This is a genomic window from Collimonas arenae (genome assembly GCF_001584165.1).
GTDB classification, from domain to species: Bacteria; Pseudomonadota; Gammaproteobacteria; order Burkholderiales; family Burkholderiaceae_D; genus Collimonas; species Collimonas arenae.
Genome location: NZ_CP013233.1, coordinates 3,301,667 through 3,317,548, shown reverse-complemented (window position 1 = coordinate 3,317,548; position 15,882 = coordinate 3,301,667). Strand labels below are relative to the sequence as shown.

At 55.8% G+C, this 15,882-nt stretch carries 14 protein-coding genes and 2 pseudogenes; 13 read left to right on the top strand and 3 right to left on the bottom strand.

All coding sequences use genetic code 11. From position 1 onward, the window contains the following. Positions 1-65: 65 nt before the first annotated feature. From CAter10_RS15210 to CAter10_RS15175, 9 genes and pseudogenes are all read left to right on the top strand, one after another. Positions 66-2,098: pseudogene (locus CAter10_RS15210) on the top strand (sodium-translocating pyrophosphatase); the annotation flags it as partial. Continuing rightward, the gene (locus CAter10_RS24590; protein ID WP_417924726.1) at positions 2,078-2,536 is read left to right on the top strand and encodes an OmpA family protein; all 459 of its coding nucleotides are present in this window, start codon (positions 2,078-2,080) and stop codon (positions 2,534-2,536) included. The pseudogene CAter10_RS15210 and the gene CAter10_RS24590, both read left to right, overlap by 21 nt. 140 nt (positions 2,537-2,676) lie before the next feature. Further along, positions 2,677-3,858 (top strand): patatin-like phospholipase family protein, encoded by a 1,182-nt coding sequence (locus tag CAter10_RS15205; protein WP_061534066.1) that lies wholly within the window; start codon positions 2,677-2,679, stop codon positions 3,856-3,858. A gap of 198 nt (positions 3,859-4,056) precedes the next feature. Beyond that, a complete protein-coding gene (locus CAter10_RS15200; protein ID WP_061535385.1) occupies positions 4,057-4,419 on the top strand; it encodes a guanyl-specific ribonuclease in 363 nt (120 codons plus the stop codon). A gap of 112 nt (positions 4,420-4,531) precedes the next feature. Next, positions 4,532-4,930 (top strand): barstar family protein, encoded by a 399-nt coding sequence (locus tag CAter10_RS15195; RefSeq protein ID WP_061534065.1) that lies wholly within the window; start codon positions 4,532-4,534, stop codon positions 4,928-4,930. Between the two features lie 189 nt (positions 4,931-5,119). Next, entirely contained in the window at positions 5,120-5,749 is a 630-nt protein-coding gene (gene purN / locus CAter10_RS15190) for a phosphoribosylglycinamide formyltransferase (RefSeq protein ID WP_061534064.1), read from the top strand. A 225-nt stretch (positions 5,750-5,974) separates the two neighbouring features. Beyond that, positions 5,975-7,228: an RsmB/NOP family class I SAM-dependent RNA methyltransferase gene (locus CAter10_RS15185; RefSeq protein WP_061534063.1), complete on the top strand. Its 1,254-nt coding sequence runs from the start codon at positions 5,975-5,977 to the stop codon at positions 7,226-7,228. Between the two features lie 191 nt (positions 7,229-7,419). Continuing rightward, positions 7,420-8,781 (top strand): mechanosensitive ion channel family protein, encoded by a 1,362-nt coding sequence (locus CAter10_RS15180; protein ID WP_061534062.1) that lies wholly within the window; start codon positions 7,420-7,422, stop codon positions 8,779-8,781. 116 nt (positions 8,782-8,897) lie between these two features. Continuing rightward, positions 8,898-10,091: a DesA family fatty acid desaturase gene (locus CAter10_RS15175; protein WP_061534061.1), complete on the top strand. Its 1,194-nt coding sequence runs from the start codon at positions 8,898-8,900 to the stop codon at positions 10,089-10,091. 247 nt (positions 10,092-10,338) lie between these two features. Here CAter10_RS15175 and rpmG read toward each other — a convergent pair whose 3' ends face one another. The 3 genes from rpmG to radC form a co-directional block, all read right to left on the bottom strand. Then, positions 10,339-10,506: a 50S ribosomal protein L33 gene (rpmG, locus tag CAter10_RS15170; protein ID WP_014005218.1), complete on the bottom strand. Its 168-nt coding sequence runs from the start codon at positions 10,504-10,506 to the stop codon at positions 10,339-10,341. Between the two features lie 22 nt (positions 10,507-10,528). Further along, a complete protein-coding gene (gene rpmB, locus CAter10_RS15165) occupies positions 10,529-10,765 on the bottom strand; it encodes a 50S ribosomal protein L28 (protein WP_006463730.1) in 237 nt (78 codons plus the stop codon). 138 nt (positions 10,766-10,903) lie between these two features. Next, a complete protein-coding gene (radC, locus tag CAter10_RS15160) occupies positions 10,904-11,578 on the bottom strand; it encodes a RadC family protein (protein WP_061534060.1) in 675 nt (224 codons plus the stop codon). A gap of 103 nt (positions 11,579-11,681) precedes the next feature. Between radC and CAter10_RS15155 the strand changes: the two genes are divergently transcribed. The 4 genes and pseudogenes from CAter10_RS15155 (at position 11,682) to CAter10_RS15140 (ending at position 15,875) form a co-directional block, all read left to right on the top strand. Beyond that, entirely contained in the window at positions 11,682-12,137 is a 456-nt protein-coding gene (locus tag CAter10_RS15155; protein ID WP_061534059.1) for an FKBP-type peptidyl-prolyl cis-trans isomerase, read from the top strand. 35 nt (positions 12,138-12,172) lie between these two features. Then, positions 12,173-13,104: pseudogene (gene ispH, locus CAter10_RS15150) on the top strand (4-hydroxy-3-methylbut-2-enyl diphosphate reductase). 613 nt (positions 13,105-13,717) lie between these two features. Beyond that, positions 13,718-14,647: a branched-chain amino acid ABC transporter permease gene (locus CAter10_RS15145; protein ID WP_061534058.1), complete on the top strand. Its 930-nt coding sequence runs from the start codon at positions 13,718-13,720 to the stop codon at positions 14,645-14,647. Between the two features lie 13 nt (positions 14,648-14,660). Then, entirely contained in the window at positions 14,661-15,875 is a 1,215-nt protein-coding gene (locus tag CAter10_RS15140) for an ABC transporter permease subunit (protein WP_061534057.1), read from the top strand. The last annotated feature ends 7 nt before the right edge of the window (positions 15,876-15,882 follow it).

Here is a 15,882-nt window from a genome sequence, read left to right as displayed (position 1 = left end):
GCCAGTGAAGTTGTGTGCTTGTCTTACTTTGTCGTGATAGTCGTTCCAAAACAGGAGGAGTCAACATGGCATCAAGTCTATGGTTTGCCGTTGCTTGCGGTATTGTTGCGGTCATTTACGGACTGGTTTCGCGCAGTTGGATATTGAAGCAGGATCCCGGAAACCCGCGCATGCAGGAGATCGCTGCGGCGATCCAGCAAGGAGCCGCGGCTTACCTGGCGCGCCAATACCGCACCATCGCGATTGTCGGCGTGGTGTTGTTCATCGTCATTGCGGTGATTCCTGGTCTTGGCCTGGTGACGGCAATCGGTTTCCTGATTGGCGCGCTGCTGTCTGGCGCCTGTGGCTTTATCGGCATGAATGTCTCGGTACGCGCCAATGTACGCACCGCGCAGGCTGCCACCAAGGGAATGGGCCCGGCGCTCGATGTTGCGTTTCGCGGCGGCGCCATCACCGGCATGCTGGTGGTTGGGCTGGGGTTGCTGGGCGTGACGCTGTTCTTCCTGTGGCTGGTATCGTTCGCTGCGCCTTTGGGCATGTCACTGCATGACATCATTCGGCCGCTAATCGGGCTGGCCTTCGGCGCCTCGCTGATCTCAATTTTTGCCCGTCTCGGCGGCGGTATCTTCACCAAAGGCGCGGATGTCGGCGCCGATCTGGTGGGTAAGGTAGAAGCAGGGATTCCAGAGGATGACCCGCGCAATCCGGCAGTGATCGCCGATAACGTCGGCGACAACGTCGGCGACTGCGCCGGCATGGCGGCCGATTTGTTCGAAACCTATGTGGTGACGCTGATCGCCACCATGCTGCTCGGCTCGCTGCTGATCCGCGGTGCTGAAATGCAGGCGGTGCTGTATCCGCTGGCGCTCGGTGGCGTGTCGATCCTGGCGTCGATCATTGGCTGCACGATGGTGAAGGCCAAGACCGGCAAGAAAATCATGTCGGCGCTTTACACCGGTTTGTGGTGGGCGGCGATCCTGAGCCTGATCGGCTTTGTGGTGGTGACCTGGCTGATCCTGCCGGCCCCGATGCAGGTGCCCATGATGGGTTCGGCCCTGATCGGCATCATTCTGACCGGCTTGATGGTGTATATCACTGAGTACTACACCGGTACTGATTTCAAGCCGGTGCGTCATATTGCACAAGCCTCAACTACCGGCCACGGCACCAACATCATTGCCGGCCTAGGCGTGTCGATGAAGTCGACGGCGTATCCTGTGTTGGCAGTCTGCGTGTCGATCCTGGCGTCCTATTGGCTAGGCGGTTTGTACGGCATCGCGATTGCAGCGACGTCAATGCTGTCGATGGCGGGAATTATCGTGGCACTGGATGCCTACGGTCCGATTACCGATAATGCTGGCGGTATCGCCGAGATGTCCGGTTTGCCTGATTCGGTGCGCGCCATTACTGATCCGTTGGATGCAGTTGGCAATACCACCAAGGCTGTCACCAAAGGCTATGCCATCGGCTCTGCCGGCCTGGCAGCGCTGGTCCTGTTTGCCGATTACACGCATGCGCTGGATTCGGTTGGCAAGAGCACATTGTTTGATTTGTCGAATCCGCTGGTGATTGTCGGCCTGTTCATCGGCGGCTGATTCCCTACCTGTTCGGCGCGATGGCGATGGAAGCGGTCGGCCGTGCAGCAGGCGCCGTAGTGGTCGAAGTGCGACGCCAATTCCGCGACATCAAAGGCATCATGGACGGCAGCGGCAAGCCGGAATACGACAAGGCGGTCGACATGCTGACTTCGTCGGCGATCAAGGAAATGATCATCCCGTCGTTGTTGCCGGTAGTGGTGCCGATCCTGGTCGGCTTGATACTTGGCCCGGCAGCTTTGGGCGGTTTGTTGATGGGGACCATCGTGACCGGCTTGTTCGTCGCGATATCGATGACCACTGGCGGTGGCGCCTGGGACAATGCCAAGAAATATATTGAAGACGGCCATTACGGCGGCAAGAGCTCGGAAGCGCACAAGGCGGCGGTGACCGGCGACACCGTTGGCGATCCCTACAAAGATACCGCCGGCCCAGCCGTTAACCCGCTGATCAAGATCATCAATATCGTGGCGCTGCTGCTGGTGCCATTGCTGCCGGCAACCGGCCTGAATCCGGCGGCTGCAGGCGGCAAGGAAGTCGTGCTGGTGCCGGTGCCGGTCGCAGTGGCGCCGGCTGCAAGCGCCGCTGACAGCAATGGCGCAGGTGCCGCCGCCAGCGTAGTGGCAGCCACACCGACCGTCGTCATTTATTTTGATTCGGGCAAAGCGGATGCGCCGGCCGATACCGCCAGCAAGTTGGCGGACATCATCGCTGCCGCTAAAGCCAAGGGTGATGCGAAGATCGTCTTGAGTGGTTTCCACGACTCCACCGGCGACTCGGCCAAGAACGACGAAATTTCCAAGGAGCGCGCCAAGAGTGTGAAAGCGGTGCTGCTGATTGCCGGCGTCGCCGACGATGCCATCGTACTGGAAAAGCCGCAGGTGACTACCGGCAGCGGCGACAACGCGGAAGCGCGCCGGGTTGAGGTGAGCATCCGCTGAAAACACAGGCAGCACCAGGCGGATCAGCAGGACGGGGTGAGCTTCGGCGGCAGCATGATGTCGTCAGGGGTTTGCCCCTTTTATCTTTTCTTATGCACGGTTTCCCACAATTCCGGTTCTCCCTGTTAATCTAACCCATCATGGAGACAACACAAAAAACCGGCCTTATCCTGACCGGCGGCGGCGCGCGCGCAGCGTATCAGGTCGGCGTGATGGATGCGGTGGCGTCGATCTTGCGCGAGCAGGGCTGGGCGCCGGAGCGCAATCCATTCGACATCATCTGCGGCACCTCGGCTGGTGCCATCAATGCGACGGCGCTGGCTTGCCGGGTCGATAATTTTGGTCTGGGCGTACAGAAACTGATGGACGTCTGGGAACATTTTACGGTTGAGCAGGTGTATCGCGCCGATTCGCTCGGCGTGCTGCGTTCCGGTGCGCGCTGGCTATCGTTGCTGTCATTCGGCTGGCTGTTGCGCAAGTGGCATGCGCATCCGCCTAACTCGCTGCTCGACAATACCCCGCTGATTACGCTGCTGCACCGGCTGCTTGATCTGGAACGGCTGGACGCGGCGCTGGCCAATGGCACCCTGCAGGCGCTGGCGATCACTGCGTCATCGTATAGCGGTGGCCAGCACATCACCTTCTATCAGAGCGCCGTCGAAATTCAGGGCTGGACGCGCAGCCAGCGCCGCGCGGTGCGCGACCAGATCGGCGTCGGACATTTGCTGGCGTCGTCGGCGATTCCTTTCATCTTTCCGGCGATCCCGATTTATTGCGATGGTCGCCGCGAATTTTTTGGCGACGGCTCGATGCGCCAGCTGGCGCCAATTTCCCCGGCGATTCACCTTGGCGCCAGCAAGGTGCTGGTGGTCGGGGCAGGGCGTCGCAAGGAAGCGCCAACGGATGCGCCGGTGTTTGCCCGCTATCCAAGCCTGGCGCAAATCGCCAGTCACGCGCTATCCAGTATTTTCCTGGACGGCCTCGCGGTGGATATCGAACGCCTGGAGCGGATCAATCACACGCTGTCGTTCCTTACCGAGGAGCAGCGCGAGCGTACGCCGCTGAAGCCGATTGAAATGCTGATCATTTCTCCGTCAGAGCAAATCGACGACATCGCCACCAAGCATTTTGCCAGCCTGCCGTTGCCGATTCGCACCTTGCTCGGTGGTCTGGGCGCGACCGAAAGCCGTGGCGGTGGTCTGGCCTCTTACCTGCTGTTCGAGTCAGACTATACGCGTGAGTTGATTCGTATGGGGCAGCGGGATACGCTGGAGCGTCGCGACGAGGTAGTGCATTTCTTTGCAGATCGTCCCGCAATGTAGTTTTTTCGGTTGGTTATTCTGGCAATATTGTCAAATATTGCAACACCCGGAAAGCGCCGGATGATACGGGTTGATTCGTTTTCAGCAACACGTTACCCTACGGTATCAGATCAGATACATGTGGAAAATATTAAATTAATGAAAAGTCACGCAACCCAATGCCAGTTCCTTGGTCTAAACCCGGATTTGATTGCCGCCATGATGCGTAACTGGGCGCTGCTTCTGCTTGGTTTGCTGCTTTCTTTTCAGGTTTTTGCCCGGGAATCCCTGCCGCAGGATGTCGTTCCCGTCAATCAGTTGCCACAGGAAGCGCAAAATACCTTAAGCCTTATCAAGCAAGGCGGGCCGTTTCCGTATGCCAAGGATGGCGTGGTATTCGGCAATTACGAGGGAATGCTGCCTAGGCAGCGGCGTGGGTATTATCACGAATTCACGGTCAAGACCCCGCGTGCGCGCAATCGCGGGGCGCGCCGGATCATTGCCGGTGGAAACCCTCAGACTTCTGGCGAGTATTACTATACTGACAATCATTATCAAACTTTCAGACGCATTCAAGAGTGACTGAGATATCGGGACTGACGTAGCATTTCGCCGGCGGGCAGGCTAAACCGGCGGAGCTAGCGCTAGTCCTTAAAAATAACAGCAATCCATCATTGCTCTAGCTGAGGGAAAAATGAGTTTGTTTAAAACCGTACCGCCAAATGTAGTGCAGTCCATCCGCGCCTTCCGTGTGACCGACCTGCAGGCGGAAGCTGCCCATCTCGGGCAGCACTTCCTGTATGCATACTGTGCGGAAGCGACGACTAAACAGCAGGTGTTGGCCAATATCGCCCAGGCTTTTCATTTCCCCAGGCATTTCGGCAAGAATTTTGACGCCTTGAAAGACTGTCTGACTGACCTGGCCTACAAGGCCGGTCCGCAACCGGGCTTCATCGTGGTCATCGAACAATTGCCGAACACCCCCAAATTCGACCGCGAAGCACGCGAGATATTGCTTGATGTGTTCCGCGACAGCGCCGACTTCTGGGCCGGCAAAAAAGTTGCTTTTCGCGTTTTCTATTCATTTCAGTAGCAATGCTGCAATGTCGGCAGGTCTGGCAGAGCGAACCGCAACACTGAGCCTCCTCTCTTTTTACCCGCATTTTTTGTGTCGTTCGATATCTGATTGCCCTGATTTGTTGTTGCAAATCAGGGGGATGGCGATGCTTGTCACAATATTTTGCCGCCGGTTTTACTCAAAAATGGCGTTGCAACGGGTACAATGCGCGCCATGAGAAGCATTGTTATCCTGATTTCCGGGCGTGGCAGCAATATGGAAGCCATCGTCCGCGCCGCCCAAACCGAACAATGGCCAGCCAGAATCGCCGCCGTGGTGAGCAACCGGGCCGATGCTGAAGGCTTGAAATTTGCCGCCAGCCAGGGGATTGCAACAGCTGTGGTGGCCAGTAAAGACTATCCCGATCGTGAGCAGTTCGACGCTGCGCTGCGCGTCGTGATTGATGGCTTTGCTCCCGATCTGGTCGTGCTGGCCGGGTTCATGCGTATCCTGACTGCCCCCTTTGTCGAGCATTATGCTGGTCGTATGCTCAATATCCATCCGTCGCTGTTGCCGAGTTTTCCAGGCATGGCAACGCATCGGCAAGCGCTGATGGCCGGGGTCAAGGTGCATGGCGCGACCGTGCATTTCGTCACCGCCGCGCTGGATCACGGCCCGATTGTGGCGCAGGCCGTGGTGCCAGTACTGGAAGGCGATACCGAGCAGTCGTTGGAGCAGCGCGTGCTGGTTGAAGAGCATCAGATATATCCGCGCGCGGTACGCTGGTTTGTCGAAGGCCGGCTCAGCATCGAAGACGGGCGCGTGCGCAACAGCGAAGCCGGGCGCCAGGACTGAGTCCAGCGAGGCAAGAAGCTGTCTGCAAGCCGCAGGCAGAACGCATCAGCGAGGCAACGGACAAGGCTGGAATTGGAACATATTCAGCATATGAATCTTTTGAGCCATATGTGCACCCCAGCCATGGCCTCGCAGCAAGATTTCGAACAGGTTTGAAGAAGGGCCGCTACTGCGGCCGCCGCCCGGGCAATGGCCCCACTAACAGATTTTTATGAAAGAACTACCATGAGATTGCCTCCAGCGATCATCGGTCACACCGAAGAAGTCCTGCGCGAAATTTTACGTTTTACCGGCCCCGCCGATGGCACCTTGTCGCGCTATTTCCGCGACCATCCGAAGCTCGGTTCGCGCGAGCGCGGCGTGATTGCCGAAGCGGTCTACGGCTTGTTGCGCAACAAGTCGATCTATACTAGCTTTGCCGAATCCGGCAACGGCCCAACCATGCGCCGCATGACCTTGCTGGGCCTAGCCGATGCAGTCGGCGTTGAGTCGCTGGGCGGCCTGTCCGATGAAGAAACCGAATGGCTGACGCGGGTCGGTGAAATCGACCGCAGCCTGATGCCGGCGCTGATGCGCTCCAACCTGCCGCAATGGCTGTTCGATAAGCTGGTTGCGCGCGATGGCGAAGCGGCCGCATTGCAATTGGCGGACGCGATGAATCAGCCGGCGCCGCTGGATCTGCGCGTCAATTCGCTCAAGGCCAATCGTGAAGAAGTCGTGGCGACATTGGCGGAAGCGCCGATCCTGTGTGAACCAACACCTTACGCGCCGCTGGGTTTGCGCGTGATCAAGAAGCCGGCATTGCAAAACCTGCCACTGTTCAAGAGCGGCGCCATCGAAGTGCAGGACGAGGGTAGCCAGTTGCTGGCGCAAATCGTCGGCGCCAAGCGTGGCGAAATGGTGGTCGATTTCTGCGCCGGCGCCGGCGGCAAGACATTGGCGCTGGGCGCCACCATGCGCAACACAGGTCGTTTGTATGCGTTCGACGTGTCCGACAAGCGCCTGGCGAAACTGAAGCCACGCATGGCACGTAGCGGTTTGTCGAATATCCATCCGGTGCTGATCGCACATGAGAATGACGGCAAGGTAAAGCGTCTGGCCGGCAAGATCGATCGCGTGCTGGTGGATGCGCCTTGTAGCGGTCTCGGAACCCTGCGCCGCAATCCTGACGTCAAATGGCGTCAGACGCCGGAAGCAATTGCCGAGATGAACGTCAAGCAAATTGCGATCTTGTCGAGCGCCGCGCGTCTGGTGAAATCCGGCGGCCGCCTGGTGTACGGCACTTGCAGTTTGCTTGATGAAGAAAACGAGGCGATTGCTGCGCAGTTCCTGGCAAGCCATGAAGACTTTTCCTTGGTGCCGATGAAAGATGTGTTAGCTGAACAAAAGATACCCCTGGAAATGGGCGATTATCTGAAGCTGCTGCCGCATCAGCATCAAACCGATGGTTTCTTTGCCGCAGTATTCGTGCGCAAGTAACGATTGATCAAGTTTTCCCGAACCGGTATGGATATTCCTGATGGTTCGAATATGGGAGCCGACAGACGACTTGCTCTCCTGCGCGATCTATCGCTGAGCATGTGTACTACGCGGTTCCACGGTGATGGGCTTTACCGGCAACTACTTTGGCTAGCCGCCAAAGTAGTTGCGTTAGCCATATAGAGATATTGATGCCGGATATTTTTACTGACCTTGTCGCCAGTTTGCTCAGTAACTTGCGGGCGCCGGGCTTGCTTGAGCAGGTCGGCTTGCTGTTGCTCAGCATTTGTCTTGGCTGGTTGCTGGCCCGCGTATTGCGTCGCGTGTTTACAGTCAATGCGGTGCAGCCGCCGGCAATGCAAATCGGGCTGGGCAGTTTTGCCAAGGTACTGACGCCAGTTCTGACCCTGTTGCTGCTGATACTCGTCAAGTTGCTGATGCAAAGGCTGCACCAGCCGGTCAATCTATTGCGCCTGGTTATCCCGCTGGTTGCGTCGCTGGCGCTGATGCGCTTCGTGTTTTATGTGCTGCGCCGGATTTTTGCGCGTAATACTGGTGTCGGCACATTCCTGCTGCTGTTTGAAAAGACTTTCGGCGTGCTGGTCTGGATCGGCCTGCTGCTATATATCAGCGGCTTGTGGCCAGATCTGGTCGATTACCTCGATGGCACAGTGCTGCCGATCGGCCGCTACAAGGTGTCGCTGCTGGCGATCATGCAGGCGCTGGTATCGGTGTTGGTGACCCTGGTGATTGCGCTGTGGGCAGGCGCGACCATTGAAGAGCGCTTGATGCGCATGAACACCATGCATTCGTCGATCCGGACCGTGGTGGCGCGCATGGCGCGGGCATTCCTGATCCTGGTTGCGATCTTGCTCAGCTTGTCGCTGGTCGGGATTGACCTGACTGTGTTGTCGGTATTTGGCGGCGCCCTAGGTGTGGCCATCGGTTTGGGCTTGCAAAAGATCGCTAGCAGCTATGTGTCCGGCTTCGTCATCCTGCTCGAACGCAGCCTAGCCATCGGCGACATGGTCGCGGTCGGTACTTTTTACGGCAAAGTGACGCAGATCAATAGCCGCTACACAGTGCTGCAAGGCCTGGATGGGATCGATACGGTTGTACCGAATGAAATCTTCATGATCAATTCGGTCCAGAATTATTCGCTGACCAACCGCGTCCTGCGTCTATCGACTCAGGTGACCATCATTTATCAGGATGACATCGAAAGCATTTTGTTGCTTCTGGAGCAAGCAACGATTGCCGTCAATCGTGTCTCGCACGAGGTATTGCCGCAGGCATTGCTGCTGAAGATTGGGTCGGACGGGTTAGAGCTAGAAGTAGGCTTCTGGATTACCGATCCTGAGAACGGCCGGCTCAACGTGTTGTCTGATGTTAACCGCGCCATCTGGCGGGTGCTGCAAGACAAACAAATCAAGATTGCTCAGGTAAAACGGGATATTAAAGTATTGCACGAAGGTAATTTTGGGGCCGATTCGCAACAGGATTCGCATATAGATAGCCCGCAAGATCGGCCTAATTCCAAAAACAGTCAATAAAGAGGGTACAATTGCAGGCGAAATTCGGGTAAATGTTCGGTAACTACCCGTCAACTTACCCGTATTGCACTGCAAAATAAGGCAGTGACGTAATCTCTACACATGGAGTACTACTAGTGTTCAATGCAATTCTCGATTTTCTGTCGAATGGCGTAACAGGTGCTAGCGCTTGGCAGGTCGTGGTGTTCACGCTGGTCGTGACACACATCACGATCGCTGCGGTGACTATTTACCTGCATCGCTGCCAGGCGCATCGCGCCCTCGATCTGCACCCGATTCCTAGCCATTTCTTCCGGTTCTGGCTGTGGCTGACGACCGGTATGGTGACCAAGGAGTGGGCATCCATCCATCGTAAGCACCACGCCAAGTGCGACACCGAGGAAGATCCGCATAGCCCGGTCACGCGCGGCATCAAGAAGGTATTCTGGGAAGGCGCTGAGCTGTATCGCGCAGAATCGAAAAACCTGGAAACCATGGAAAAATTCGGCCATGGTACGCCTGACGACTGGATCGAGAAAAATCTCTACACCAAACACAGCGCCTGGGGCATTGTGGCGATGATGATTATCGATATCATGCTGTTCGGTGTTATCGGCATTACTGTCTGGGCTGTGCAAATGGTTTGGATCCCGATCACTGCCGCCGGCATCATCAATGGTATCGGTCATTATTGGGGCTACCGCAACTACGATTGTAACGACGCCGCGACCAACATCATTCCGTTCGGTATCATCATCGGCGGTGAAGAATTGCACAACAACCACCACACTTTCGGCACCTCGGCCAAATTGTCGTCGAAGTGGTATGAGTTCGATATCGGCTGGATGTATATTCGTATTCTGGAAATCTGTGGCCTGGCCAAGGTCAAGAAAATTGCACCGGCCCCCAAGTTCAATCACGCCAAACTGGTGCCGGATCTGGACACGCTGCAATCGGTGATCGCGAATCGTTATGACGTGATGGCCAAGTATGCGAAATCGCTGAAGAGTGCATGGCAGGAAGAGCGCGGTCATCTGACCGACAAAGCCAAGCTGGGAGCCGGTTTCCTGAAGTCATCTAAGAAACTCTTGCAACGTGAGCCGACCAAACTGGAAGCGCCGCAGAAACAGCAGCTGACAGAACTGTTCTTGCACAGCAAGGCACTGCAAACCATGCATGAAATGCGGGTTGAGTTGGGTGCAATCTGGGAGCGTTCGCATTTCACGCGTGATCAGTTGCTGCATCAATTGCAAGACTGGTGCGCACGCGCCGAAGCGTCCGGCATCAAGTCGTTGCAGGATTTCTCGCTGCGCTTGCGTAGTTATTCCTGATAGAGCTCGCTCTTCAATGAAACGGCCTTCGATCATATCGAGGCCGTTTTTTTTCGCCTTGAGATAAATTCCTGCTGGCGTGATTGGCTTACATGAGCGGCATGGCAGAAGGTGACGTCGTGATCAATGAATATGCAGGTGTCGCGTGATGTTTGCTTGCTGGTCGTTTTTGCGAGCAGCAGAAGCGGTAGGCGTAAAAAAGCCCCACAGGACGATTGTCGTGCGGGGCCTTTTAGAGAAAGATCAATTACTTGATCTTGGTCTCTTTGTATTCAACATGCTTACGTGCCTTCGGATCAAATTTCATGATCGACATTTTTTCCGGCGTCGTACGCTTGTTCTTTGTCGTTGTGTAGAAATGACCAGTACCTGCGGTCGATTCCAGCTTGATTTTGTCGCGGCCTGATTTCGCCATGATTCTTCCTTTATTCTGCTAGTTAGACTTTTTCGCCACGAGCGCGCAAATCGGCCAACACGGCATCGATGCCGATTTTGTCGATTACACGCAGACCGGCGTTGGACAAGCGCAGGGAGACCCAGCGATTTTCAGACTCAACGAAAATGCGGCGATTTTGCAAGTTAGGCAAAAAGCGACGTTTCGTCTTGTTGTTTGCATGGGAAACGTTGTTGCCGACCATCGGCCCCTTCCCGGTGACTTGGCAGACACGTGCCATGTTTTTACTCCTAAAAGATTTCCGAAACTGGAAAAAAGGAGAGTATATATAAAAAAATGAGATTTTTCAATGACTTGCGAAAAACAATTGTGTCTTTTTATTTTTGTTGTATTTAACAATTCGAGGTGTGTGCGTATTTCATAGTTGGCCGTGCTCTGCGAATGAATAAACCCGTGTTCCTGCCACGATGAAATGGTCTAGTACACGAACGCCAACCAGATCCAGCGCCTGTTTCAGGGTATGGGTCAAGCTGAAGTCGGCGCTGCTCGGCTCCATGGTGCCGGAGGGGTGGTTGTGGGCCAGCATCACGCTGGCGGCGTTGTGCGAAAGTGCGGCTTTGACCACTTCGCGCGGATAAACACTGGTGTGCGACAGGGTGCCGCGAAACAATTCATCTGCGCAGATCAGTCGATTCTTGACATCCAGGAACAAAACAAGAAAAGACTCATGCGCCTTGTTCATCAGCTGGAGCTGCAAGTATTGCTTCACAGCAGCGGGCGAGTTGAAGCTGTTGCCGTTTTCAAGCTCTTCCGCAAGCGAGCGCCTGCCCAGCTCAAGCACAGCTTGCAGTTGAGCAAATTTAGCCGGACCGAGACCGTTGATGGCGGAGAAGTCGCTGAGCGAAGCGGAAAACAGGCCATTCAGCGAGCCGAAGTGCAGGGTCATTTCGCGCCCCAGGTCTACCGCGCTTTTGCCGGCCACTCCCACGCGCAGGAACACAGCGAGGAGTTCTGCGTCGGAAAGCGCTTGGGGGCCGTGCTTGAGCAAGCGTTCGCGTGGTCGTTGATCTGTGGGCCAATCGGTAATTGCCATGGTGTGATTGCTAGCGTGTCGACTTGTCGATCGCGTTATATGAGCGAAGGTGGCTTACAATAACACCTTCAGATCTACAATTGATTTTTTGCCAATAGTGTTTATGCCTAATTCATCCCTTCCAGTCGTCACCGAAGCATCTTACTTAACCTTGCACTATCGCCTGGCATCGCAGGATGGTGAAGACATTGTCAGTACCTTCAAAGAGTCGCCGGCCACACTGCAGTTCGGCATGGGGCAATTGGCGCCGTTTCTGGAGGCCTGCTTGCTGGGTCTGCCGGAAGGCACGCACCGCACCTTCGAGCTACCGCCAGAGCAGGCTTTCGGTCCGCGCAATCCGGAATTGATCCAGCGCGTATCACGTGCCACCTTGCGTCAGAATTCTCAACTGGGAGAAGAGTATCGTGTTGGTGACCTGGTGGAATTTGCGGCGCCAGGCGGCGGTCAGTTTGCCGGTGTGCTGCGAGAGATTGATGAGCAAGGCGCCTTGTTCGATTTTAATCATCCGCTGGCTGGCCAACCGGTGCAGTTTGAAGTAAAGATCATCGGCATTTTGTAATTTGCGGCTTAGATCGCAGCATGAGGAATACGGATATGGAAAAAGAGATTCTGCTGGCGCAGCCTCGTGGTTTTTGCGCCGGGGTTGATCGTGCAATTGAAATCGTCGAGCGTGCGCTGGAACAGTTCGGCGCTCCGATTTATGTGCGTCATGAAATCGTCCACAACGCCTATGTGGTTGCTGACTTGCGCAACAAGGGCGCCATTTTCATCGAGGAATTGGCGGACGTTCCGGCTGGGAATACCGTCATTTTTTCGGCGCATGGCGTCTCCAAGGCGGTGCAGGAAGAAGCTGAGGTGCGCGGCCTGAAAGTGTTCGACGCAACTTGCCCGTTGGTCACCAAGGTACACATGGAAGTCGCCAAGATGCGCCGCGAGGGACGCGAAATCGTCATGATTGGCCATCAGGGCATCCTGAGGTGGAGGGCACCATGGGGCAGACCGAGGGTGGCATGCATCTGGTTGAGACGGTCGACGATGTCGAACAACTGCAGGTTGCCAACCCTGAATTGCTGTCCTATGTATCGCAGACCACCTTGTCGGTCGACGATACGGCCGACGTGATTGCGGCGCTGAAGAGTAAGTTTCCGGCCATTACGGAACCCAAAAAGGGCGATATCTGCTACGCCACCACTAATCGCCAGCAGGCAGTCAAATTCATGGCGCCTCAGGTCGAAATGGTGATTGTGGTGGGCAGTCCGAACAGTTCGAATTCCAATCGCCTGCGCGAAGTGGCGGAAAAGATGGGCACCGCAGCCCATATGGTGGACAATGCCGAGCAGATTGATCCTGCCTGGCTGCAAGGAAAAACCCGCATCGGCGTCACCGCCGGCGCCTCTGCACCGGAGATCCTGGTGCAGGCTGTCATCGACCGTTTGAAGGAGTGTGGCGTCAAAAGCGTACGCACTCTTGACGGCGCTGAAGAAAACGTCACTTTCCCGATGCCGAAAGGCTTGGCGCGCGCTTGATCTCCCGGATGGTGGAATGGCCTGGCAATTTGCCGACAATGCCGTAGTTTAGGTATTGGCTGGCGGATTGCCATAAGCAAACACTTAATTGATGTGACTTCTTGTCTGTCGGATTTCGTCAGGATGGCAGCGTGCTGCTTCATCTTGGGGCGAAATTATATTTAGAAGAATCTCGACTTTTCCATCGATAGTTTTTTGTTTTCCTAGCTATTATTGCGGCGCTGTCGTTTGATTGTAAAACTCTGTGCGAACCCTGAACGGAGAGGTAATATTGCAGTGCCGTCAGGGTTACTTATTGCTCAACGCTAGCTATAATCTGCACGGTAATGGTGCATTGTCCTTGAGACAAGGTGCTTTAAGATAAAAACGTTTTTTCAGAAAGACGTATAGGAGACAATAAATATGTGTAACCAGTTCATTCCTCTCATCCCGGCTATTCGCGCATTGCCAAACTACCTTTCCAGCTAAGCGGGGAGGCGTCTCCCAACGGCACTAGGACATTATCCAGGGTGCCGTTTTTGTATCGGGAATGATTTTTGCTGTGCTGCCTCTGATATGGTCGCAATAGTGTTCTGACCGATTTGAACCGAACCACATATAGAACAAGGAAATTATGGATATCTTTATCCAACAAGTTATCAACGGCTTGGTGCTGGGAAGCATGTATGCGTTGATTGCCCTCGGTTATACGATGGTATATGGCGTGCTGAACCTGATTAACTTCGCTCATGGCGACATTTTGATGATCGGGGCGATGGTTGGCCTGTCGATCCTCAAGCTGTTGCAGCATGTTGCGCCCGGCCTGCCTGGGATTGTCCAGCTCGTCATCGCTATCATTGGCGCGATTCCAATCTGCGTTATCGTCAGCCTGATCATTGAGCGGGTCGCTTATCGCCCCCTGCGCAATGCGCCGCGGCTGGCGCCGCTGATCACTGCGATCGGCGTTTCCATTTTGCTGCAGACTTTTGCCATGATGATCTGGGGCCGCAGCCCGCTGCCGGTCCCGCAGGTCATGCCTTCTGATCCGGTACATATCTTCGGCGCCCTGATTTCACCTACCCAGATCATGCTGCTGGTGTTGGCTGCCGCCTCGATGTTTGGCCTTGTGCTGCTGGTGGAAAAGACCAAGATGGGGCGTGCGATGCGCGCCACTGCTGAGAATCCGCGCGTTGCGGGCCTGATGGGCGTCGATTCGAATCGCGTCATCGTGATGACCTTCGCCATCGGCGCGGCGTTGGCTGCAGTCGCCGGGGTAATGTGGGGCGCCAACTATTCGTCGGCCCAGTTTGCGATGGGCTTCGTGCCCGGCCTGAAGGCCTTCTCGGCCGCGGTTCTCGGCGGTATCGGCAATATCTACGGCGCCATGCTGGGCGGTATCCTGCTCGGCCTGATTGAAAGCCTGGGCGCTGGCTATATCGGCGACCTGACCGGCAATTTCTTTGGCAGCAACTATCAGGATATCTTTGCATTCATCGTCCTGATTATCGTCTTGACCTTGCGTCCGTCCGGCATCATGGGCGAGCGTGTGGCTGACCGCGCCTGATCGGGGAGGACATATGGCTAATTTCTTCGACACCAAAAAGAACCCGACCAAGGCTTACACCAGCCTGGTCGCCTTGACGATCCTGTTCATGATCTTCCCGTTCATTGCCGCCAATTTCGGCAATTCCTGGGTGCGCATCATGGACTTCGCGTTGCTCTATATCATGCTGGCGCTGGGTCTCAACATCGTGGTCGGTTTCGCCGGCCTGCTGGATCTGGGCTACATCGCTTTCTATGCAATCGGCGCCTACATGACTGGCTTGCTGGCATCGCCGCAGTTTGCCTCAGTGCTGGAATCTTTCGTCAATACTTATCCCGCTATCGGTAATTTCCTTGTCATGATCTGTGGCCCGGAAATTGTGCAGAACGGCATCCACTTGTCATTGTGGGTCATCGTACCGCTGGGTGCGGCGTTAGCTGGCATGTTCGGGGCCATCCTCGGTGCTCCTACGCTCAAGCTGCGCGGCGACTACCTGGCTATCGTGACCCTGGGCTTCGGTGAAATCATCCGGATCTTCATGAACAACCTGAACGCGCCGGTGAATATCACCAACGGTCCGCAAGGGATCAACCTGATCGATCCGATCCGCATCTTCGGCGTTTCGCTGGCCGGTGAGCGCGGCTCCAATGCAACCGTGTATTTCGGCGGCTTCGGCATGCCTTCGGTGAACGCCTACTACTTCCTGTTCCTGGTGCTGTGCATAGCGATCATCTTCATCTCGATCCGCTTGCAGAATTCACGACTGGGCCGCGCCTGGGTGGCGATCCGCGAAGATGAAATCGCTGCCAAGGCGATGGGCATCAATACCCGCAACATGAAGTTGCTGGCGTTTTCCATGGGCGCTTCGTTCGGCGGTATCGCCGGCGCGATGTTTGCATCGTTCCAGGGCTTTGTGTCGCCGGAATCGTTTTCGCTGACCGAATCGATCGCGGTGTTGGCGATGGTGGTGCTGGGCGGCATGGGGCATATCCCAGGCGTCGTGCTGGGCGGCATCCTGCTGGCGGCATTGCCGGAAGTGTTGCGCCATACCGTGGAGCCGATGCAGATGGCGATGTTCGGCAAGGTGCTGATCGATGCGGAAGTGTTGCGCCAGTTGCTGTACGGCCTGGCGATGGTGGTCATCATGCTGACTCGCCCTGCTGGTTTGTGGCCTGCGCCCAAGCACGAGGATCGGCCGGATGCCGATATCGATAAACCTGCGCTGGCAACCGGCGTGGTAGAGGCATAAGGAGATC

What these genes read in the sequence shown, in the direction of transcription:
- CAter10_RS15205 (WP_061534066.1), top strand. Translation starts at nt 2,677, where the DNA reads ATGGAGACAACACAAAAAACCGGCCTTATCCTGACCGGCGGCGGCGCG.
- CAter10_RS15200 (WP_061535385.1), top strand. Translation starts at nt 4,057, where the DNA reads ATGATGCGTAACTGGGCGCTGCTTCTGCTTGGTTTGCTGCTTTCTTTT.
- CAter10_RS15195 (WP_061534065.1), top strand. Translation starts at nt 4,532, where the DNA reads ATGAGTTTGTTTAAAACCGTACCGCCAAATGTAGTGCAGTCCATCCGC.
- purN (WP_061534064.1), top strand. Translation starts at nt 5,120, where the DNA reads ATGCGCGCCATGAGAAGCATTGTTATCCTGATTTCCGGGCGTGGCAGC.
- CAter10_RS15185 (WP_061534063.1), top strand. Translation starts at nt 5,975, where the DNA reads ATGAGATTGCCTCCAGCGATCATCGGTCACACCGAAGAAGTCCTGCGC.
- CAter10_RS15180 (WP_061534062.1), top strand. Translation starts at nt 7,420, where the DNA reads ATGCCGGATATTTTTACTGACCTTGTCGCCAGTTTGCTCAGTAACTTG.
- rpmG (WP_014005218.1), bottom strand. Translation starts at nt 10,506, where the DNA reads ATGGCGAAATCAGGCCGCGACAAAATCAAGCTGGAATCGACCGCAGGT.
- rpmB (WP_006463730.1), bottom strand. Translation starts at nt 10,765, where the DNA reads ATGGCACGTGTCTGCCAAGTCACCGGGAAGGGGCCGATGGTCGGCAAC.
- radC (WP_061534060.1), bottom strand. Translation starts at nt 11,578, where the DNA reads ATGGCAATTACCGATTGGCCCACAGATCAACGACCACGCGAACGCTTG.
- CAter10_RS15155 (WP_061534059.1), top strand. Translation starts at nt 11,682, where the DNA reads ATGCCTAATTCATCCCTTCCAGTCGTCACCGAAGCATCTTACTTAACC.
- CAter10_RS15145 (WP_061534058.1), top strand. Translation starts at nt 13,718, where the DNA reads ATGGATATCTTTATCCAACAAGTTATCAACGGCTTGGTGCTGGGAAGC.
- CAter10_RS15140 (WP_061534057.1), top strand. Translation starts at nt 14,661, where the DNA reads ATGGCTAATTTCTTCGACACCAAAAAGAACCCGACCAAGGCTTACACC.